Source organism: Polycladomyces abyssicola (assembly GCF_018326425.1).
Classification (GTDB): Bacteria; Bacillota; Bacilli; order Thermoactinomycetales; family JIR-001; genus Polycladomyces; species Polycladomyces abyssicola.
In genome coordinates this window covers 2,774,886-2,795,861 of sequence record NZ_AP024601.1, presented here as the reverse complement: position 1 = coordinate 2,795,861, position 20,976 = coordinate 2,774,886, and the positions used below count along the sequence as shown (strand labels likewise).

Genomic DNA, 20,976 nt, shown 5'->3' with positions numbered 1-20,976 from the left:
GTGTTAAGAAACAGAAGGTAGGGAAAAAGGCACGTGATCTGACTGATCGAACGGTTTGCAGACGTTTCGTATCCTCAGAATGGAGTCGATGGCGGGTGACGGCTCACGTCCTTTGGTAGGACATGTCATGTCTCATTGTACCACAACCGATTGAAGACCACCGCTGTTTCGTGTAAACCCATGTATTCCAACCTTTTTACACGAAATTAGTCGAAAAAGCGTCATCATCTTTGCAAAATCGTGCTTTACATTAGAGGGGAAGCTGTTGCATAATTGCATGAAAAAAGATACAATGCACTCTTGATTTTCATTTCAAAAAGGAACGTCGCATACGAATCAATGATGGTGGGAAGGCGGTGAACCGATGGACTCCGGTTACATATATGCAACGTATCTCATAGAAGGGGCATCGGACTTGGAAAAGAAAGCCCGCGGCATCGCTGTCGGATTGACGGTGGGAACATGGACTGGGTTGCCTCGGGAAAAGCAGGAGCAGATGGCCCCGTATTTGGGTAAGGTGGAGGAAGTAGTTCGTCTGGAGCCGGCTGACGACGGTTCGCCTCGCGGTCGAATCACCATCGGGTATCCGATGCGCAATCTGACAGCTGATCTGCCGGCCGTGTTAACGACCGTATTCGGTAAATTGTCAATGGACGGCAAAATCAAACTGATCGATCTGCAATTGCCGGAGGAATTTTTGTCCCGTTTTCCGGGACCGCGGTTTGGGATCGAGGGCATTCGCGAGCGTTTGGGTGTACACGACCGGCCGCTGTTGATGAGCATTTTCAAGCAATGTATCGGTCTTCCCCTTGACGAGTTGGAAACGGAGTACCAAAAGCAAATAGAAGGCGGCGTCGATCTGGTCAAAGATGATGAAATATTTTTCCGGGATGATTTGGCTCCGGTGGGGGAGCGGGTCAGGGCGTTTGAACGGCGCAACCGTGTTTGGGAAGAGCAGACCGGAAAGAAAGTGTTGTATGCGGTCAATCTGACTGGTCCTGTCACGCAATTGCCCGATCGGGCTAAGCGATTGGTCGAAGCCGGCGCTTCCTGCCTGCTGCTCAACGTGGCGCCGTACGGATGGGATGTGCTGCATCGGTTGGCGGAGGACCCGGACATCCCCGTTCCGATCATGGCGCATCCGGCGTTTACTGGTGCCATCTACGCATCTCCCGATCACGGTCTGTCCGCCGCATTGCTGTTGGGCAAACTCCTGCGCTGGGCGGGGGCGGATATCGTGCTGTATCCGTCACCGTACGGCAGTGTGGCCATGCCGAGAAAAGAAGCACTCAAAGTGGCGCAGCATTTGCGGGAGAACAACGGGGTACACCGACCGGCATTCCCCGCCCCCTCGGCCGGAATCCATCCGGGGTTGGTACCCGTGCTGTACCGCGATTTCGGCAGGGACGCAATTGTCAATGCCGGAGGCGGTATTCACGGACATCCGGACGGCTCAACGCAGGGCGGTCGCGCTTTTGTCGATGCCATCGAGGCGGTGGTGTCCGGTGTGACGTTGGAGGAAAAAGCGGAAACGTCGGCGGCACTCCGCAAGGCTATTGATGCGTGGGGAGTGGTGAAAGCGTGACGCATGAGCGCAAACGCGTCATTTTTTGCGACTTTGACGGCACGATTACGACCAACGACAACATCGTGCAGATCATGAAACACTTCGATCCACCCGGCTGGAAGCGCATCGTGGATGACATCCTGTCGCGACGGATCAGTGTTCGCCAGGGCGTGGGACAGCTGTTTTCACTGCTCCCGTCCGCCCGGAGGGAGGAAATCGTCTCCTATGTCCTGGAACAGGCTGAGATCCGTCCGGGATTTGAGGAGTTCCTGGCATTTTGTCGCGAGCGGGATATTCGCCTGCTGATCACCAGCGGGGGAATCGATTTTTTCGTCTATCCGATTTTGTCCAAATTCGACATACCCCGTGACGACATTTACTGCAACGCCAGCGACTTTTCGGGAGAGACGATTCAAATCCTGTGGCCGCATTCTTGTGACGAGCACTGTGACAATGACTGCGGCATGTGCAAAACCAGTATCATTCGTTCCTTTTCTTCGGAGCGATACGAAAAAATCGTGATCGGCGACAGCGTCACCGATTTGGCCGGGTCCCGGTTGGCCGATTGGGTGCTGGCGCGAGACTACCTGCTGGAGAAATGCCGGGAGCTGAACCTCCCGCATGCGTCGTTCGATACCTTCTACGATTGTATCGACCGGTTGAGCTCCCCGGTTGGTGTGAAGTGAGGAGGAAGACTACGTGACAGTGAACCAAACAAGCAATCGGGGGATTGAAGTTCCGCTCGAATCCGTGCAACAGGCATTTGATACCTTGCGGCGGATCAAAATGCGCTTGGCCGAACGCGGTTGGTTTCCCGCCACGAGCGGCAATCTGTCCGTCAAAGTGACGTATGGCGGGGCATCGGTGATCGCCATCACCGCCAGCGGCAAAGATAAGGCGGTTCACACCCCGGAGGATTTTTTGCTGGTGGATGAAAATGGTGTTCCGGTGGCACCCACCGAACTGAAGCCTTCTGCGGAGACGGCGGTTCATACGGCGCTGTATCGGAAGTTTCCCGAGTGTGGAGCGGTGTTTCACGTTCACACTGTCTCCAACAACTTGGTTTCCGAGTTGTACGGTGACAACGCTGCCGTCACCTTTACCAATCATGAACTGATCAAAGCTTTGGGACATTGGGAGGAAGGTGCCAGCGTCACGGTACCGATTGTGCCCAACCACGCTCATATCCCCGCATTGGCGGCCGCTGTGGAACGGGTGGCGGCCTGGGACAACCGGGGCGTGTTGATCCGAAATCACGGGATTTACGCCTGGGGGGATGATGCATTTTCCGCTTTACGCCATTTGGAAGCTTGGGAGTTTCTGTTTGAGTATGAAATCAAGCGGCGTTTATTGATGAGTGGGTAAGTTCCTAGTAGAGCAGGAGATGAGTTTCGCAATCATTTGGCATGGATTTTTTTGTTGATATTCAATGTGAAAGGAGCGATAACGATGGCCAGCATTCGCATTCGAAATACGGGAGAGCGGATCGAAGGAGAGGCAAACGTTCGCGCATTTTTGGAAGAGCAAGGTGTGTTGTATGAACATTGGGACACGGAAAAACTGCCGGAAAAGCTGAGAGACAAATTTGTCCTGACCGATGAGGAAAAAGAGGAGATTTTGCGGGCGTACGATGAGGATATCCGGTCATTGGCCGAGCGAAACGGCTATGTGAAGTGGGATGTGGTGGCGCTGTCACCGGAAACGCCCAACCTGGACGAGTTGCTGAAGAAATTTGAGCAGGTTCATGTTCACACGGAGGATGAAGTACGGGCCATCGCTGCCGGCAATGGCATTTTCACGATCAAGGGCAAAGAGGAAACGGGCTATTTCGATGTTGAACTGTCCGCCGGTGACGTCATCTCGGTTCCGGTGAACACACCGCATTTCTTTACGCTGATGGAGAACCGGCGTGTGGTGGCCATCCGCTTGTTTATCGATCCGTCGGGTTGGGTGGCCCATCCGGTGGAAGACCCGGCATTTCAACCATAAGAGCCATAGGTGGAGTTGGCTTATGAGGAACGGAAGCCGTCTCCTAACCTAAGTCTGATGAACAGATACGGAGCGGAGACGGCTTTCCGCATGGTGATGAGCGGCTGGGTTGGGCAATCCTGTGGCCAGATGCCTCATCGTAAACCGAATTTTCAATTGGTTAAAGCAAAACGATTGCGAGGGAGGAGAGGGGATATGTCAAATTACCATCCGCTGACGGAAGCTGAAGCGGTTCAATACGCGCGATCCGTTCCGGGGCTGTTTTCCGAAGGGGCTGTATTGACCAGCAGGGAAATCGGGGACGGCAATCTGAATCTCGTGTTCCACATTCGGGAGGAAGGCCGGGAAAAGGGAGTCATTCTCAAACAGGCACTCCCTTATGCCCGCGTGGTCGGCGAATCATGGCCGCTTACGTTGGACCGGGCGCGCATCGAATCCGAAGCGTTGCAGGTACAGGCGAAACTGGCGGAGGGTTTGGTTCCCCGGGTGTACAGGTATGATCCTGACCTGGCTCTGACTATCATGGAAGATCTGACCGATCACATCGTGATGCGAAAAGGGTTGATCGCTCGTCAACAATATCCGTATTTCGCTGAGCACATGGCCCGGTTTCTGGCCCGGACGCTCTTTTTCACCTCCGATTTCTATGTAGACCGTCAGGAGAAAAAAGAGTGGGTGCGCCGGTTTCTCAACCCGCAAATGTGCGACATCACCGAAGGATTGGTCTTTACCGATCCCTATTACGATGCAGAAACCAACTCGTTCAACCCGTTGATCAGGGACGAGGTGGAGGCGATTTGGCGGGATGATGCGCTCAAGCGGGAAATCGCCGAACTGAAAGAGGCGTTCATGACGCAGGCGCAAGCGTTGGTACACGGTGATTTACATACTGGTTCCATTATGGTGACGGAGACGAGTACCAAGGTAATTGATCCGGAATTCGCCTATTATGGGCCGATGGGCTTTGACATCGGTGCATTGTTTGCCAACCTGTTGTTGTCCTATGCTTCCCACGAGGGGCATACAGTGGACAGAGAAGTCCGAATCGCCTATCAAGAATGGTTGTTGGAAACGATTGAAACCATCTGGAACAGATTTGAGGAACAATTCTCCGCTTTGTGGCAGGAGCACGTCAAGGATGAGATGTGGCGCGTACCGGGATACTGGGAACGCTTCCTCTCCCGTGTGCTCCAAGACAGTGCCGGTTTCGCCGGTTGCAAGATGTTGCGCAGGGTGATCGGGTTGGCCCCAGTAGCTGACCTGGAGACCATCGAAGATCCGCAGGTTCGCGCGGAGGCGGAAGTGTTGGCTCTCCACATCGGTCAGGCATTGATCAATCGGCGGAAGACGCTGGAGACGATCGGACAGCTGACGGCATGGGTCCGGGAAGTAGCCAAAGAGAAGGTGGTGAAATGATATGACGGTCTCGATGGAAAAAATTCCGCACCCGCGTTCCGTTGTTTGGCGGGAAGATCGGCTCCTGCTGCTGGATCAACGGCGCTTGCCCACAGAGACGGTCTATTTGGAGCTGACGACACCTGAGGAAGTGCGGGAAGCAATCGTGAAACTGGCGGTTAGAGGGGCGCCGGCGATCGGGACGGCGGCGGCGTTCGGGATGTATCTGGGAGTAAAGGATATCCCGGATGTGGATGCAGGCCGATTTTGGTCCACCTTGCGCCGGGTGGGGGAAAATCTTCGCTCCGCCCGGCCCACTGCGGTCAACCTCGCTTGGGCGCTGGAACGAATCCGGAGACGGTTGGAAACGCTGAAGGAGCGCCCAGTTTCTGAGCTGAAGGCCGCTTTATTGGCGGAAGCGCACGAGATCCAACGGGAAGATGCAGACATGTGCAGGAAGATCGGTGAGCATTTGCTCACCTTGTTGGAAGACGGGATGGGCGTGCTGACGCATTGCAACGCGGGCGGATTGGCCACGGCAGCCTACGGAACGGCGTTGGCACCATTGTATCTGGCGAAGGAACGGGGATGGCATCTCCGCGTATTTGCCGACGAGACGCGTCCGGTTCTGCAGGGCGCCAGGCTGACCGCATACGAGTTGCAGCAGGCGGGCATTGACGTCACACTGATCTGTGACAACATGGCCGCCGCTGTGATGCAGAAGGGATGGGTGCAGGCGGTGATCGTGGGAACGGACCGCGTTGCTGCCAACGGAGATGTGGCCAACAAAATTGGTACTTATGGACTGGCTGTGTTGGCAAAAGCACATGGGATCCCCTTCTATGTGGCTGCACCGACGTCTTCCATCGATTTGCAGACGGCAACGGGGGCGGACATCCCGATTGAGGAGCGACCTGCCGAAGAAGTCACCCGGGGATTCGGTGCTGTGACCGCTCCGGAGGGGGTTCAGGTGTACAACCCAGCATTCGATGTCACCCCGGCCGAGCTCGTCACTGCGATTATCACCGAGCACGGCGTGATTCGTCCGCCTTTTGGACCTGGTTTGCAAGAAGCGGTTCAACGTTCGCAGGGGTGAGGGTGTGGTCTGTTCCCTTTCCGGATCGCTCCACCTGCGCCCAGCAAGGAAGCTGGTCTGGCCGCTCCGAACCGTGGAGCACGGAATGCGGGCAAAGTACGCTTCGCTTTAACCAGACGCGGAGACAGGAAATCGGAGCCGGCGGATTATGATGCCGAGTGGTGACGGGAACTGATGTTATTGGAATTACTACGGGGCGTTTTTTACCGCCACCGGTTTGAATGAACATAACGAGTGTATCGATAACGTATACCGAATAGGGGAGGCGTGGTGCAAGTCTCCCAACCGCTGTATGCCGTGTTGGAAGCCGGCCAGGTTGTGGGGCGTCCCCGAACGCGTGTGTCGGATCAAGGAGTTGGGGGTACCGGTTGGTATCGTCAAATACAATGATTGGTATTCAGTGCCTCTCCCGATCGGGCGGAATGGGTCGAATTGGCGATTGCCCCTATTTGACGGAAAGTTGGACGCAAATGCTGAAGCGGTGTCTGCGGTAAGCAGCCTGTCTGGCAGATGAGGGCGTGTCTGACAAGGGATGAGATGGAGGGAACCCTTTCCCAAAAGCGTGACTTCACCACTGGGGACGATTCGGGAAAGAAGGTTCCCCAGAGTATAGCCGTTGAACCATTGATCTATTAGGCGCGTCCTAGTTACCAATTGAGAGGAGGAACGAACATGGCATGGAAGGGTGTGTTGCCCCCTCCCCGTCGCGTTCCCGTTTCCTGACACGGGCGGGAGCGCAAGTTGACCCGCCCGACGGTGAACAAACTGAATCGGGAGGGGTCCGGAATGAGAATTGGTATGTGGGGAGTAGTAGCAGCGGCCGTATTATGGGGGACGGCTGGAATGACAGCCAAAGTGCTGACGACAAATTATGGAACAGATCCGTTGACGATCGGGGCGTTTCGTTTACTGTTCAGCGCACCGGTGTTATTGGCAGCGACATGGCAGGAGAGCGTCCGCACGGGGAGTATCGGAAGGCTCACAAGTCGTTCCTGGCTTTGGTTGGTGTTGTTCGGAGTGGGGGTTGCAGGGTATCAGGCGTGCTATTTTTCCGCGGTGGGCCAGACCATGGTGTCGACGGCTACCCTGCTCACCGTTTGCACGGCACCACTGATGGTCAGTGTGGTGGCGAGTTGGTGGCTCAAGGAGCGTTGGACCTCAACCACCGGTTGGGCATTGGTATTGGGCGTGATCGGCACGAGCATGTTGATCGGGCTCCACAGCCTGCAGGGATTGACCGAACCGCGCCTGTGGCAGGGTAACCTGCTGGCATTGGCGGCAGCGGCCTGTTACGGTGGCTATACGTTGATCAGCAAGCGATTGGTTGGGGACGTACCTCCGTTGTTGGTGATCGGAGTAGCTTTTTCGATCGGCGCAATCCTGTCGATTCCGGTGCTCAGTTGGCCGGTGCTTCCTTGGCAGGGATGGTTGCTGCTCGTTTATCTGGGCTGGGTCCCGACGGCCATGGCTTATGTGCTGTTTATCCACGGTATGCGTTACGTTACAGCAACATCAGCATCCATTTGGTCATTGGCGGAGCCGTTGACCGCTACGCTGTTGGCCATCACGCTGCTGGGAGAACGGCTGTCCTTCAGCGGATGGTTGGGTGCGGTCATACTGCTGTGTTCCATGTTTTTGACCGCGAAAAAAGAGGCGAAATCAAACGATTCGACCATTGCTGACAAAATGAAAACGTGACAACATGTAGTTGCGGCGGGATGGTTGCTGGTCCCGCCGTTTTTTCTATTGTTAAAAATAGGTGTCGTGAATTTAACAGAAAATTTCAATTAATGACCCCATTATTGACATTTGAATAATCGGATAGTAATATGTGTTTCAATAAACCAAGTAATTTTATCGGAATAAGATAATTTACATACAGAACGTGATCAGCCGAGATCGGGATGGATAACAAAATTTCGAACAATGAGCCCTATTTCGTCATATCATGCACTAGTGTTGAAAAGCCGACTATTCTGCTCAACATGATCAAATAACATCAGGAGGAAGATGGGCATGCAGAGATTGATTGTCCTGGCATTGATTGGGTTTGCTGCACAACTGGTTGACGGTGCATTGGGAATGGCTTACGGTGTCACTTCCACATCCCTGTTGTTTTTGTTTGGTATCGCACCTGCGGTAGCCTCCGCCTCTGTTCATATGGCGGAAGTGATCACCACGGCTGCTTCGGGAGCCTCTCATATCCGGTTCGGCAATGTGGATCGGACTGTCGTCATACGTTTGGTTATTCCAGGTTCGATCGGCGCATTCATCGGTGCTTGTTTCCTCAGCAATCTGCCGGGTGATCAGGTAAAACCGTACGTGGCTGCTTTTCTGTTTATTCTCGGCTTTTACGTACTAGGACGGTTTTTGTTCGGAAACGGGAATGGCACTGAGCGGAAAGAGAGTACCATTTCCAAGCGTTTTCTCATCCCGTTGGGCCTGATTGCAGGGTTCGTCGATTCCACCGGTGGCGGGGGATGGGGACCGCTGACGACGCCGATCCTGCTCAGCCGGAAGGGGTTGGAACCCAGAAAAGTGGTGGGTTCGGTGGATACGAGCGAATTCGCGGTCGCCGTTTCCGCCACTCTCGGCTTCCTGATCTCCATAGGCTGGTCCAATATCAGCTGGACATGGGTTGCGGCGCTGATGATTGGAGGAATATTCGCCGCTCCCATTGCCGCTTGGCTGGTTCGGATCATTCCTTCCCACCTGTTGGGTGTTTTGGTCGGGGGATTGATCATCATCACCAATGCCAAAACTTTGTTGAAGACGCTTGACTGGATTCCTTCTACTTGGCATACCGCCATCTACAGTGCTTTGACCCTGTTGTGGGTGGGCAGCATTCTGCTGGTCGTGTGGCGAAGGGTGGGGCAAAAATGGGTATCCCTGTCGAAATAACGTCGTCATTCGCCGTTTCATCCTTGGATCAAGAGGATGATCATTTTTTCCGCAATCTTCGTGAACTTCCCAAAAGGGGGCTTCATTCCAGATGAATCCGTCTACCGAACAGGTTGAGCGTATTCTTAAAGCGTTGAGAGGAATGCAATACGGCTCCGTAGTGATCACTGTTCACGACTCACAAATCGTTCAGATCGACAGAACTGAGAAATATCGCATCCCTCTGGAAAAGTCTACCCGAGCGGCAAGCCGATCGGTGAAAGGACAGCAACAGCAGTAACGAATGCATAATCGATATCAGGCCGACCGGACAACCGGAGGCTCCACTCTCCCTGAAATAGGGGGAATGGGGCCTTTTTTGCTTATCATGCGAACGAGGTGATAGGAAATGCTGGGTTTTTTCAAATGGAAACGGCTTATCTCGACGGTGATTGCTTTATCCATTTGCTTACTGGCTGGAGGGGTGTTGGGAGGCTGCAATGCAGGTGCTTCTGAAGCTGATGGGAAGGTGGTGCGGATCGGTTACCAGAAGTTCGGAACCCTCAGCATCCTGAAAGCTCGCGGAACCCTGGAGAAGCGTCTGAAATCCAGGGGAGTCAAGGTGGAGTGGGTCCATTTTCCTGCGGGTCCGCAGCTCTTGGAGGCGATGAATGTCGGCAGTATCGATATCGGCCATACGGGCAACACACCGCCGATTTTCGCCCAGGCAGCGAAGACGCCACTGGTGTATGTCGGTGCCGGTACGCCCAAACCCGAGAATGAGGCCATCGTGGTACCCAAAGATTCCCCGATCAAGAGTGTCAAGGATCTGAAAGGGAAGAAAGTGGCACTGAACAAAGGCTCCAATGTTCACGATCTCTTGTTGCAAGCATTAGACAAGGCGGGGTTGAAGTATAAAGACATCCAACCTGTCTATCTCCCCCCCGCGGATGCCAGAGCGGCCTTTACCAGAAAAAGCGTGGATGCTTGGGTGATTTGGGATCCGTATTATTCTGCGGCGGAGAAGGAATTGGGTGCCCGAACGATCACTGACGGTCGCGGCTATACGACAAACCGGGAATTCATACTCGCCTCCGATACCTACGCAAAGGAACACGGTGATATCGTCCGCACCATATTGGAAGAAGTAGAAAAAACAACCGATTGGTTCAACCAACATCCCGATGATACGGCGAAACTGCTCTCCAAGCAGATCGGGATGGACGTGGGGGCGGTGAAGAAGGCCATCACACGATCGAAATACGGGCTGCAACCGATGGACGAAGGTATCATTCGGGAACAGCAGCGGATCGCAGATTCCTTCTATCATGTGGGTTTGATCCCCGAAAGAATTCAGGTCGAAAAAGCGGTCTGGAACGGTAATCGGGTCAAAACCAAACAGGAAAGGACGGAGAACCGATGAACATCTTTTGGTTTATTCCCACGCATGGAGACAGCCGTTACCTGGGAACCGCAAAGGGGGGGCGTGCCGTTGACCATTCGTATATGAAACAACTGGCCCAGGCGGTGGACCACCTGGGATACGAAGGTGCACTTCTGCCCACGGGGCGATCCTGCGAAGACGCGTGGGTGGTTGCTTCTTCTCTGTTGTCCGTCACCCAGCGCATGCGTTTTCTGGTTGCGGTTCGGCCTGGCCTCATGTCCCCGTCTGCAGCGGCGCGCATGGCTGCCACCTTTGACCGCCTGTCCGGGGGACGCCTGCTCATCAACGTGGTGACGGGAGGCGATCCTGTTGAGCTGGCGGGGGATGGCATTCACCTGGATCACGATACGCGTTATGAATTGACCGATGAGTTCCTGACCGTTTGGCGGGAAGAGATGCAAGGCAAAGAGGTCGATTTCCGGGGGCGTCATCTGGATATCCGGGGCGGCAAGTTGCTTTTCCCGCCGGTGCAAACCCCTTATCCCCCCCTGTACTTCGGCGGCTCTTCTCCGGCGGCGTTAAAAGTGGCGGCCAAACATGTGGATGTTTACCTCACTTGGGGGGAACCGCCGGCTCAAGTGGCTCAAAAGATAAAACAAGTACGCAAACTGGCCGAAGAACACGGAAGGACGGTGCGATTTGGCATCCGCCTGCACGTGATCGTACGGGAAACGGAACAGGAAGCCTGGGAGGCCGCCAATCGCTTGATCCGGTATGTGGATGACGAAGTGATCCAAGCCTCGAAACGGGTCCTTTCCCGTTACGATTCTGTCGGACAGCAGCGCATGTCGCAACTGAACGGGTTCACGAGAAAGGATTTGGAGGTGAGTCCCAATCTATGGGCCGGGGTTGGTCTGGTCCGGGGTGGCGCTGGCACCGCGCTCGTCGGTGATCCGCGTACGGTGGCGGAACGGATGAGGGAATATGCCGCATTGGGAATCGATACATTCATTTTGTCGGGATACCCTCATTTGGAAGAGGCGTATCGGGTGGCGGAACTGCTCTTCCCAGAACTGCGCCTACAGCATACCCCTTCCGCTCCAAAGCAACATTTCCTCAGCCCGTTTGGAGAGATTGTGGCCAACGACCACTTTCCAAAAGAGCGGAAAGGAGTGTTTGCTGATGATCAACAGCTATTCACTGCGAAAAACGGTTAAACCGTTGATTCCCTGGAGTGTTCCCATCGTATTGGTGATTGTGTGGCAATGGTTGGGGATTATCGGGTGGATTTCCACGCGAACACTGCCCGAGCCGACTGATGTGGTACTGGCAGCCATTCGCTTGGCCGAATCGGGTGAACTGTTTCGGTATATCGGAGATAGTACCTCTCGTGCATTGTGGGGGCTGGTGATTGGGGGCAGCATCGGATTGGTGTTGGGCTTTTTGAACGGCCTTTTTCCTGTTGCGGAGCGGCTGTTGGACACCACCGTCCAGATGCTCCGCAATATCCCGCACCTTGCCTTGATTCCACTGGCGATATTGTGGTTCGGTATCGGGGAGGAAGTCAAACTGTTTCTCGTTGCGCTGGGTGTGTTTTTCCCGATTTACCTGAACACTTTTCACGGGATTCGTTCTGTCGACCCCGGACTCGTCGAAATGGGGAAAGTTTACGGCCTTCGGGGATGGATGCTCTTTCGGAAGGTGATGTTGCCGGGTGCGATGCCCTCCATTTTGGTGGGGTTAAGGTATTCCCTCGGGATCATGTGGTTGACCCTGATCGTAGCGGAAACCGTCTCTTCCGATACCGGCATCGGGTATATGGCGATGAACGCTCGGGAATTTATGCAGATGGACGTGGTGGTGTTGAGCATTTTGCTGTACGCATTGCTCGGCAAGCTGGCCGATGTGCTGGCCAAGGGACTGGAGCGCCGTTGCCTGCGTTGGCGGGTCAGCCGATAACTGAGGGAGAGGGGAGTGCCTGCCGATGGCGAAAATGGTTTCAGGTGCCCGACTGGAGATCGAGGGATTGCAAAAGAGATTCGGGGATCGTCTGGTTCTGCGTCATATCCACCTCCATGTGAAGCCGGGTGAATTCGTGGCCATCGTCGGAAGGTCTGGGTGTGGGAAGAGTACCTTGCTGCGCCTGATTGCGGGATTGGAAACACCGACGGTCGGAGGGATTGCACTGGATGGTGACCTTGTTCGGGGCTTGAATCCATCCGCACGAGTCATGTTTCAAGAGCATCGGCTCCTGCCGTGGCTAACAGTAGCGGACAACGTGGCATTGGGAGTGTCACAAAATCGGGAGGAAGTGGAGAAGCGGACAGCAGAAGCGCTCCGTCAAGTGGGACTGGCCGAATACGGCGGAGAATGGCCTGCTGTGCTATCCGGCGGTCAACGTCAACGGGTCGCCTTGGCCCGGGCGTTGGTCAGCCGTCCGAGGCTGTTGTTGCTGGATGAGCCGTTGGGCGCGCTGGATGCCCTGACGAAGATCGAAATGCAGCAGCTGATCGAGCAGTTGTGGCAGGAGCAGGGATTTACGGCACTTTTGGTCACCCACGATGTGGAAGAGGCGGTGGCGCTGGCAGACCGGGTGGTGTTGCTGGAAGATGGCAGAATCGCGATGGATTTGCCGATTGTGCTCCCGAGACCGAGACACCGGGGTAGTGCCAAATTCGCGTCGTTGGTTGGCACGATTCTGGACCGACTCATGAAGACGGTGGACGCCGTCCGCCATTCGAATCAAGGTTGAGAGTGTGAACACCGCCTCCGCAAATGCGGAGGCTTGTTTTTCAGATAAAATGAAAGATAGATAGATTAGATTTACCGTTTCCAAAAGATGTGATTCTGTTGGGAGGAATACATATCCAAACACGATTTCATTTTGAGGCTGTAAATTTAATAGGATTATCCCCGGAGATATCCGCAGATCGTTGGAGAGAGGTGGAAGAGAAAGAACGTGAACTACAAAGAAGGCTTCCGCTCGCATTGAAAGAATTGTATGCGGTAAACGGGTTGGAAGATTGGTTCTCCCGGGAAAGCCGGGACCGGATCGAGCCGTTAGCACGGCTGACAGTGGAAAACCGGGAGTATTGGGAAGAGGAGATGGGGCTGACGTTTCGGGGAATACCCGCACACCTTCAAGCGAATGAAGGCATTCCTTTCTTTATCGAATGTCAAGGGTGTTGGTGGTGGTGGGTGTTGTTGACAGGGGATGACGATCCGCCCGTGATTGTGGAATGCTTGGAAGAAAATGTGCAGATTTTGGCTTGTGAAAGGTTGTCAGATTTTATTTTTGCTTGTGCGTGGGACTTTTCGCTTATGGATCGGCCGTTTTTCGTTCAAGGAGAATATGGTCGCGAAATTGAGTTTCTCATATGGCTTCGAAATAACTGGGAGGAGAGGCCAGGGACGAGACTGTCGTCTTCAGTCCATCGTTATCGTTTTGGGAAAAAGGACAGACGGCTGTTGCTTTGGGACGAAACCGGTCAATTTTTTCTTTCTGCCGATACGAAATCGTCAGGGGAGGAAGCGCTCCGACAGATTAACCCTTTCGTGAAATAGGTGGAACTTGGGAACGACCTCCATGTCTATTGACCCATTTTTCGGGTAGATAGTTGAAAGCACTGTATCCCAGAGCGAGCGGGAAAACTCAGAGCTTCAGGAATCACCCAGGCTTGGACGAAGCTCGTAGATCGATGTGGGTTGTCACGCCAGATGAAGCGAGAAGCCAACGGCTACCAAAGGGACTGCCACTGGTGCTTCAGCCATGTGGGGAAAGTCACGTATGGAAATCAAGGAGTTTGTTCATGTGAAATCAGCTTGGATACGGTATCACCAATCTATCGTCCTGTACCCCCACGGGTAACAAACAAACTCCACTTCGCACCGGAAGTGGAGTTGCGAACAAAGTACCCTTCACTCAGGGGAAAGTACCTGCGAATTGATCCTCGTGCTTGAAAATCATCTTACTATACTAGTGGTCGATCAATTAGAGTAGTAAATACAAATCGATGAACATGACCATCATTGAATGTGGTCACTCCTCTTACAAGATGGATGTGTTTTCCATTCCCTACCGGTATTGCCGGCCCTGTTTTGATGATCAGTTTGTGATGGTGGTCAAGAAAGTCTGTATTCACCCTAATAATATGGACGTGATTTCCACCTTTGATGGGGATGGCTTCACTGGTAACGCCTGCAAATCGGTGATTATGTCTATCCTCACCTGGTTCTGCTAATTTCGTACTACCTAAAAATTCATGAGTATGTCTTTGTTTTTTGCCCATCATCAATCCTCCTCCATATCACTTTTTGGTATTTGTCCTTTTGTGATGAACCAGTATATGTACACAATAAATTTTTGTTCTTAACACAACGATTTTGTGTATCTGCCTATCGTCATAAAACGGGATGTAACGTTCCGTGTCTTTTTTGGACATACAGCGCTGTCATCTGGCATCCATTTTTGAAGCAAATGGTAAACTGACAGCGTTAATAACACCCCTACCGGTCGACGTCTCTTCCCATCCAATTTCACTCATGGCCCGTACAGAAAGAAATCTTTGCAAATGGTTCGAAAAATATGTATTCACCCCTTGACGTACGTGGTCGATCAGATAAATAATAATCTTTGAAAGGATCATAAAGAGCAAGCGGGAAAACCCACAAGTCGAGAAGTGAGAAAACACTTAAAACTACTATCGAGCGAAAACTCGTTAAACTAAAATCACCCAGGCTTGGACGAAGCTATCGTGGATGGATGTGGGTTACCACACCAGATGAAGCGAGAAAGCCCACGGCAACCCAAGGAAGTGTCTCTAATGCTCTTTAGCCGTGTGGGGCAAGTCCGAATGGAATGGAAACAAGCACCGACCCGGATGGAGGGGTTTTTTTCTACACCACAAATGAATGATCATTCATTCACTAGTTAGTCCATCGGGTCGACGCCAGTATGGGAGAGGAGGAATCCGTTTTGGCGAACATCAAACGAGCGGCCGTCATCGGTGCGGGCGTGATGGGAGCGGCCATTGCGGGACATCTGGCCAATGTGGGGATTCCCACCTTGCTGTTGGATATCGTGCCTCGGGAGGAGACGGAGGAGGAGAAGCGAAAAGGTCTCACCCTCCAGGACCCGCAGGTGCGCAACCGGCTTGCCGAGGCCGGAAAAGCACGGTTGTTGAAGGAAAAGCCGTCTCCTGTCTATCATAAGGAAGTTTTGGAGTTGATCACTCCGGGCAACTTGGAGGACGATCTCGACAAATTATCCGAAGTGGACTGGATCATCGAAGCGGTCGTGGAGAATCTGGCGATCAAACAACAACTGTTTGAAAACATCGAAAAAGTGTGGAAAAGAGGAACGATCGTCAGTTCCAACACGTCGGGAATTTCCATTCATGCCATGGTGGAAGGACGTTCGGAAGCGTTCCGCCGTCATTTTCTCGGCACACACTTCTTCAATCCACCGCGGTACATGAAACTGCTGGAGATTATCCCGACCAAGGATACGGACCCGGCTATCGTCGACCAGATGAAAGCGTTCGCGGAGAATGTGCTCGGCAAAGGCGTGGTGATGGCCAAGGACACGCCCAATTTCATCGCCAACCGGATCGGCGTGTACGGAACGCTGGTCACCTTACAGGCGATGTTCGAGCAGAACCTGGGACCGGACGAAGTGGACGCGCTCACCGGCCCGGTGATGGGACGGCCCAAAAGCGCCACGTTCCGCACGTTGGATTTGGTTGGGTTGGATACTTTCGTTCATGTGGCGGAAAATGTTCGGAGCAATGTGGATGACCCCGAAGAAAAGGCAGCGTTTGAAGTACCAGATGTTCTGAAGGAAATGGTGTCGCGAAACTGGTTGGGTGAGAAATCGGGACAAGGGTTCTTTAAAAAGGTGAAAACCGACAAAGGCAAAGAGATTCTCGCCCTGGACCTTGCGACGATGGAATACCGTCCCCGCAAAAAACTGAAAGCGGCTTCGCTGGAAACGGCGAAACGGGCCAAAACCTTGCCGGAAAAACTTCGCACTTTGGTATATGCGGACGACCCGGCGGGGAAATTCGCCTGGCATATCTTGAAAAAGGTGTTGCTCTATACGGCGGCGCGCATTCCGGAGATCGCCGACGACATCGTCAGCGTCGACAAGGCGATGAAATGGGGCTTCAACTGGGAGTTGGGTCCGTTTGAAACCTGGGACGCGATCGGCGTGGAACGTTCAGTCGCCCGCATGCGGGAAGAGGGAGAAAAGATCCCGCCGTTGGTGGAGGAGCTGTTGGCTTCCGGTTATACGTCGTTCTATTCCCGTGAGAAGGGCGAGCCCCCCCGGGTATTTGCAATCGGCGGAAAATATGTCGGCGTGGAGGAACATCCGAAAACGATTGATCTGGCTCGTTTGAAAGAACAGAACAAAGTGATCCGTTCCAACAAGGGTGCCTCCTTGATCGACATCGGGGACGATGTGGCTCTGTTGGAGTTCCACTCGCCCAAAAACGCCATCGGTGCGGACATCATCGCCATGATCAACGCGGCGGTCAAAGAGGTATCGGCCAACTACCGCGGATTGGTCATCGGCAACCAGGGAACCCATTTCTGCGTAGGTGCCAACCTGATGCTGATTTTGATGGAAGCGCAGGATCACAACTGGCCCGAGTTGGACCTGATGGTGCGCCAGTTCCAAAAAGCGATGGGCTCTCTGCGCTACCTCGACAAACCTGTGGTGGCAGCACCGTTCGGCATGACCCTTGGCGGCGGAGTGGAAGTGTGTCTGCCGTGTGACCGGATTCAGGCGGCCGCCGAAACTTATATGGGTCTGGTTGAAGTAGGCGTCGGTCTGATTCCCGGCGGTGGCGGCAACAAGGAGATGTTGCTTCGTTGGATGGAGGGGGTCGACCCCAAGGATCGCGTCGCGTTGCAACCGTTGGTCAACCATGTGTTCGAAGTGATCGGCACGGCCAAAGTGTCCACCAGCGCACGTGAAGCACGGGATTACCGTTTCCTTCGTCCGGAGGACGGCATCACGATCAACACTGACCACCTGCTCTATGATGCCAAGCAAACGGTGCTGGCCATGGACCGCGCTGGTTACCGTCCGCCGCAACCGAAGAAAATCCCTGTCGTCGGTGAAACGGGATATAACGTGCTTCGTTTGGGTGCGTACACGATGCTGCAATCCGGTTACATTACCGAACACGACTACAAGATCGCCAGCAAACTGGCCTACGTGTTGGCAGGAGGCAACGTGCCGGAAGGGACGTTGGTTACGGAGGAGTATCTCCTGGATCTGGAGCGCGAGGCATTCCTCAGCTTGTGCGGCGAGCCCAAATCGCAACAGCGGATGCAGTACATGTTGACCAAAAACAAGCCGCTTCGAAACTAAACCCGACAAAGGAGGAGAGAAGCATGCGTGAAGCCGTCATCGTCGCGGGTGTACGTACGGCGGTCGGGAAAGCGCACAAAGGCACCTTGCGGTCGACGCGACCGGATGAAATGGGCGCGGCCGTTGTCAAAGAGCTGATGAGACGCGTTCCCCAGCTGGACCCCCGCGAAGTGGAAGATGTGATTATGGGTTGCGCCATGCCGGAAGGTGAGCAGGGTCTCAACATCGCCCGCATCATTGCGTTGCGGGCCGGTCTGCCGACCGACGTACCGGGCATGACGGTCAACCGGTTCTGCTCGTCCGGCCTTCAGACGATTGCCATTGCGGCGGAGAAAATCATGTGCGGGTTTGCCGATGTCGTGATTGCCGGCGGGGTGGAGAGCATGAGTCTGGTACCGATGGTCGGATACAAACCCGCGCCCAACCCTTACCTGATGGAGCATATGCCGCAAGTCTACATGTCGATGGGGCACACGGCGGAAGAAGTGGCCAAACGATACGAGATTTCTCGAGAGGATCAGGATCGTTTCGCCGTGGAAAGCCACCGCAAAGCGTACGAGGCGATTCAGTCCGGCAAGTTCCGGGATGAAATCGTTCCGCTCAACGTGACTCATCGCACGGTGGATGACAATGGAAAATTGCAGGAACATGAAGTGGTGTTTGACACCGACGAGGGGGTACGTCCCGACACTTCGCTGGAATCGCTGGCCAAGTTGAAACCGGTCTTTCGCGTCAATGGGACGGTGACGGCAGGCAACTCCTCGCAGACCAGCGACGGTGCCGCGGCCGTGGTGGTAATGTCGGCTGAGCGGGCGCAACAGTTGGGGATCCAACCACTCGCTGTGTTCCGTTCCTTTGCCGTCGGCGGCGTTGATCCGGATGTGATGGGGATCGGCCCGGTCGTAGCGGTTCCGAAGGCGCTGAAATTGGCTGGCATCACGCTGGATGAGGTGGATTTGGTGGAACTGAATGAAGCGTTCGCTTCCCAGTCCCTCGCCGTCATCCGTCAGCTGGAGCTGAACCCGGACATCGTCAACGTCAACGGGGGTGCGATTGCACTGGGACACCCGCTGGGCTGTTCCGGGGCCAAGCTGACCGTCACTCTGCTCAACGAACTGAAACGTCGCAGCCAAAAATATGGCGTGGTCACCATGTGTATTGGGGGCGGTATGGGCGCAGCCGGCGTATTTGAAATGGTGCAGTGACACCGCATCAGAAATTCCGGTTGTCGACAATGAGAGAAGGGTGACCATTTTCCCGCGAACTTGCAACGAAAATGGTGCCCTTCGTAAACGATGGACTGCTTTCCGTTAAATTTGTCTTCATATTATAAAGGAGGAATAGCGCATGTCCACGGATACTGTGATCAAAGGCGGATCGTTCCTGATCGATCAACCCGACCCGACTGACGTGTTCACCCCGGAAGATCTGACCGAAGAACACAAAATGATCGCCAAAACCACGGAAGATTTCGTGAAAGAGAAAGTGTGGCCGGTGCTGGAGGAGATTGAAAACCACAACTTTGAGCATTCTGTCCGCCTGATGAAGCAAGCAGGCGAATTGGGTCTCCTGGGTGCCGACGTGCCGGAAGAATACGAAGGTTTGGGGCTGGACAAAATCAGCTCCACGCTGATCACCGAGAAAGTCGCGCTCGCCCGTTCGTTTGGCCTGACCCACGGTGCGCACGTGGGGATCGGGAGCTTGCCGATTGTCTTCTTTGGTACAGAGGAGCAAAAGAAAAAATACTTGCCCGCTCTCGCCTCGGGTGAGAAAATTGCGGCCTATGCGCTGACCGAGCCGGGGTCCGGTTCCGACGCCTTGGGAGCGAAAACGACGGCCAAACTGAGCGAGGACGGGAAGTATTACATCCTCAACGGTGAAAAACAGTGGATCACCAACAGCGGTTTTGCCGATGTCTTTGTTGTGTACGCCAAGGTCGACGGTGAGAAGTTTACCGCATTTATCGTCGAGCGGGACTTTCCGGGTGTATCCACTGGTCCGGAAGAAAAGAAAATGGGGATCAAAGGCTCTTCCACCCGGACGCTCATTCTGGAAGACGCGCAAGTCCCCGTGGAAAACCTGCTGGGTGAAGTGGGCAAAGGACACGTCATCGCCTTCAACATCCTGAACATCGGCCGCTGGAAACTGGCCGCGGGGTGCTTGGGTTCGTCCAAACGGGCAATTGAAATCTCGGTTAAATACGCCAAGGAGCGAAAACAATTCAACACGCCGATCGCACAATTCCCGCTCATCCAAGAAAAATTGGCGCAAATGGCGACCAAGACGTTTGCATTGGAGAGCATGGTATACCGTACGGCCGGTTATTTCGAAGACAGCTTGAACCGCGTCGAGAATGCCGAGGGAGCGGAAGTGGCCAAAGCCATCGCCGAGTATGCCTTGGAGTGCTCCATCAACAAGGTGTTCGGCTCGGAAACACTGGATTTCGTGGTGGACGAGGGTGTTCAGATCCACGGCGGTTACGGTTTCATGCAGGAATACGAAATTGAAAACATGTATCGCGACTCGCGCATCAACCGGATTTTTGAAGGAACCAACGAGATCAACCGCTTGCTGATCCCGGCCACCTTGCTGCGGAAAACGATGAAGGGCGAACTGCCGCTCTTGCAAGCTGCGCAATCTCTGCAGGAAGAGTTGCTGACGATGATGCCCAGTCTGCCGGAGGAAGAACCTGCCCCGCTGGAAGAAGAGGCCAAATTGATCGACATGGCCAAGAAGATCTTCCTCATGACCGCCGGTCTGGCTGTAGAGAAATACCAGCAAAAGCTGGAAAAAGAGCAAGAAATTCTGCGCGATACCGCGGATATTGCCATCGAAATCTATGCGATGGAATCCGCATGGCTCCGTGCCAAAAAAGCGCTGGACAAAGACGGATTGGAAAATGCGCAAGCCAAAGTGGATATGGTTCAGGCATACGTCTACGATGCATTCGGTCGGATCGAGAAAAAGGCACGCCGCATCCTGTCCGCGATGGAAGAAGGAGATGTCCTGCGTACCCAACTCTCGATCCTGAAGAAGTTGACCCGCCACGAACCGATCAACGAAGTGGCGTTGAATCGCCGTATCGCCGCACGGGTGATTGAGGCGGAAAAATACGTGGTGTGATCCTAGCTCTGTGCCCCCGCCAGATTAGCACCTTCCCCAATCGGGGAAGGTGCTTTTCAGTTTGTTGACAAAGGTACACGGTTTCCGATTTTCCGTATCCGTGTCTGGCAAATGTCCTTTAAGTGGAGCGGGCCGACTCATCAGATATAGCTAGCCTCGGCCAC

18 protein-coding genes and 1 pseudogene are annotated in these 20,976 nt (G+C 54.0%); 18 read left to right on the top strand and 1 reads right to left on the bottom strand.

Going from position 1 to position 20,976, the window contains the following annotated elements; all coding sequences use genetic code 11:
* Positions 1 to 364 precede the first annotated feature (364 nt).
* The 15 genes and pseudogenes from KI215_RS13935 (at position 365) to KI215_RS13870 (ending at position 13,875) form a co-directional block, all read left to right on the top strand.
* Positions 365 to 1,585, top strand: coding sequence for a 2,3-diketo-5-methylthiopentyl-1-phosphate enolase (locus tag KI215_RS13935; protein ID WP_212773300.1), 1,221 nt, complete (start codon positions 365 to 367; stop codon positions 1,583 to 1,585).
* Positions 1,582 to 2,253, top strand: a complete 672-nt coding sequence (locus KI215_RS13930; protein WP_212773299.1) for a 2-hydroxy-3-keto-5-methylthiopentenyl-1-phosphate phosphatase — start codon at positions 1,582 to 1,584, stop codon at positions 2,251 to 2,253. Before KI215_RS13935 ends, KI215_RS13930 begins: the two co-directional genes overlap by 4 nt.
* Before the next feature lie 100 nt (positions 2,254 to 2,353).
* Positions 2,354 to 2,932 (top strand): methylthioribulose 1-phosphate dehydratase, encoded by a 579-nt coding sequence (gene mtnB / locus KI215_RS13925; protein ID WP_212775211.1) that lies wholly within the window; start codon positions 2,354 to 2,356, stop codon positions 2,930 to 2,932.
* Between the two features lie 84 nt (positions 2,933 to 3,016).
* The gene (locus KI215_RS13920; protein ID WP_212773298.1) at positions 3,017 to 3,556 is read left to right on the top strand and encodes a 1,2-dihydroxy-3-keto-5-methylthiopentene dioxygenase; all 540 of its coding nucleotides are present in this window, start codon (positions 3,017 to 3,019) and stop codon (positions 3,554 to 3,556) included.
* Between the two features lie 195 nt (positions 3,557 to 3,751).
* A complete protein-coding gene (gene mtnK, locus KI215_RS13915) occupies positions 3,752 to 4,972 on the top strand; it encodes an S-methyl-5-thioribose kinase (RefSeq protein ID WP_212773297.1) in 1,221 nt (406 codons plus the stop codon).
* A gap of 1 nt (position 4,973) precedes the next feature.
* Positions 4,974 to 6,047 carry an S-methyl-5-thioribose-1-phosphate isomerase gene (mtnA, locus tag KI215_RS13910; RefSeq protein ID WP_246512128.1) on the top strand — a complete coding sequence of 358 codons (1,074 nt, stop codon included), beginning with the start codon at positions 4,974 to 4,976 and terminating at the stop codon, positions 6,045 to 6,047.
* A 217-nt stretch (positions 6,048 to 6,264) separates the two neighbouring features.
* A pseudogene (locus tag KI215_RS16380) lies at positions 6,265 to 6,312 on the top strand (hypothetical protein); the annotation flags it as partial.
* 521 nt (positions 6,313 to 6,833) lie between these two features.
* On the top strand, positions 6,834 to 7,745 hold the full coding sequence (locus KI215_RS13905; RefSeq protein ID WP_212773296.1) for a DMT family transporter: 912 nt from the start codon (positions 6,834 to 6,836) through the stop codon (positions 7,743 to 7,745).
* Positions 7,746 to 8,063: 318 nt separating this feature from the next.
* Positions 8,064 to 8,948 (top strand): sulfite exporter TauE/SafE family protein, encoded by an 885-nt coding sequence (locus KI215_RS13900; RefSeq protein WP_212773295.1) that lies wholly within the window; start codon positions 8,064 to 8,066, stop codon positions 8,946 to 8,948.
* A gap of 91 nt (positions 8,949 to 9,039) precedes the next feature.
* Positions 9,040 to 9,228 (top strand): YezD family protein, encoded by a 189-nt coding sequence (locus KI215_RS13895; RefSeq protein WP_212773294.1) that lies wholly within the window; start codon positions 9,040 to 9,042, stop codon positions 9,226 to 9,228.
* Positions 9,229 to 9,336: 108 nt separating this feature from the next.
* Complete coding sequence (locus KI215_RS13890; RefSeq protein ID WP_212773293.1) at positions 9,337 to 10,350, top strand: sulfonate ABC transporter substrate-binding protein; 1,014 nt, start codon at positions 9,337 to 9,339, stop codon at positions 10,348 to 10,350.
* Positions 10,347 to 11,528, top strand: coding sequence for an FMNH2-dependent alkanesulfonate monooxygenase (gene ssuD / locus KI215_RS13885; RefSeq protein WP_212773292.1), 1,182 nt, complete (start codon positions 10,347 to 10,349; stop codon positions 11,526 to 11,528). Before KI215_RS13890 ends, ssuD begins: the two co-directional genes overlap by 4 nt.
* Positions 11,494 to 12,270: an ABC transporter permease subunit gene (locus tag KI215_RS13880; RefSeq protein ID WP_212773291.1), complete on the top strand. Its 777-nt coding sequence runs from the start codon at positions 11,494 to 11,496 to the stop codon at positions 12,268 to 12,270. Before ssuD ends, KI215_RS13880 begins: the two co-directional genes overlap by 35 nt.
* Before the next feature lie 25 nt (positions 12,271 to 12,295).
* Complete coding sequence (locus tag KI215_RS13875; protein ID WP_212773290.1) at positions 12,296 to 13,063, top strand: ABC transporter ATP-binding protein; 768 nt, start codon at positions 12,296 to 12,298, stop codon at positions 13,061 to 13,063.
* Positions 13,064 to 13,299: 236 nt separating this feature from the next.
* Positions 13,300 to 13,875 (top strand): hypothetical protein, encoded by a 576-nt coding sequence (locus tag KI215_RS13870; protein ID WP_212773289.1) that lies wholly within the window; start codon positions 13,300 to 13,302, stop codon positions 13,873 to 13,875.
* A gap of 407 nt (positions 13,876 to 14,282) precedes the next feature.
* Here KI215_RS13870 and KI215_RS13865 read toward each other — a convergent pair whose 3' ends face one another.
* Positions 14,283 to 14,600 (bottom strand): YmaF family protein, encoded by a 318-nt coding sequence (locus tag KI215_RS13865; protein ID WP_246512127.1) that lies wholly within the window; start codon positions 14,598 to 14,600, stop codon positions 14,283 to 14,285.
* Positions 14,601 to 15,265: 665 nt separating this feature from the next.
* On the opposite strand from KI215_RS13865, the gene KI215_RS13860 reads away from it, so the two are divergent.
* The 3 genes from KI215_RS13860 (at position 15,266) to KI215_RS13850 (ending at position 20,812) form a co-directional block, all read left to right on the top strand.
* On the top strand, positions 15,266 to 17,689 hold the full coding sequence (locus tag KI215_RS13860; RefSeq protein ID WP_212773287.1) for a 3-hydroxyacyl-CoA dehydrogenase/enoyl-CoA hydratase family protein: 2,424 nt from the start codon (positions 15,266 to 15,268) through the stop codon (positions 17,687 to 17,689).
* A gap of 23 nt (positions 17,690 to 17,712) precedes the next feature.
* Positions 17,713 to 18,894 (top strand): acetyl-CoA C-acetyltransferase, encoded by a 1,182-nt coding sequence (locus KI215_RS13855; protein WP_212773286.1) that lies wholly within the window; start codon positions 17,713 to 17,715, stop codon positions 18,892 to 18,894.
* Between the two features lie 142 nt (positions 18,895 to 19,036).
* Positions 19,037 to 20,812 (top strand): acyl-CoA dehydrogenase family protein, encoded by a 1,776-nt coding sequence (locus tag KI215_RS13850; protein WP_212773285.1) that lies wholly within the window; start codon positions 19,037 to 19,039, stop codon positions 20,810 to 20,812.
* Positions 20,813 to 20,976 lie beyond the last annotated feature (164 nt).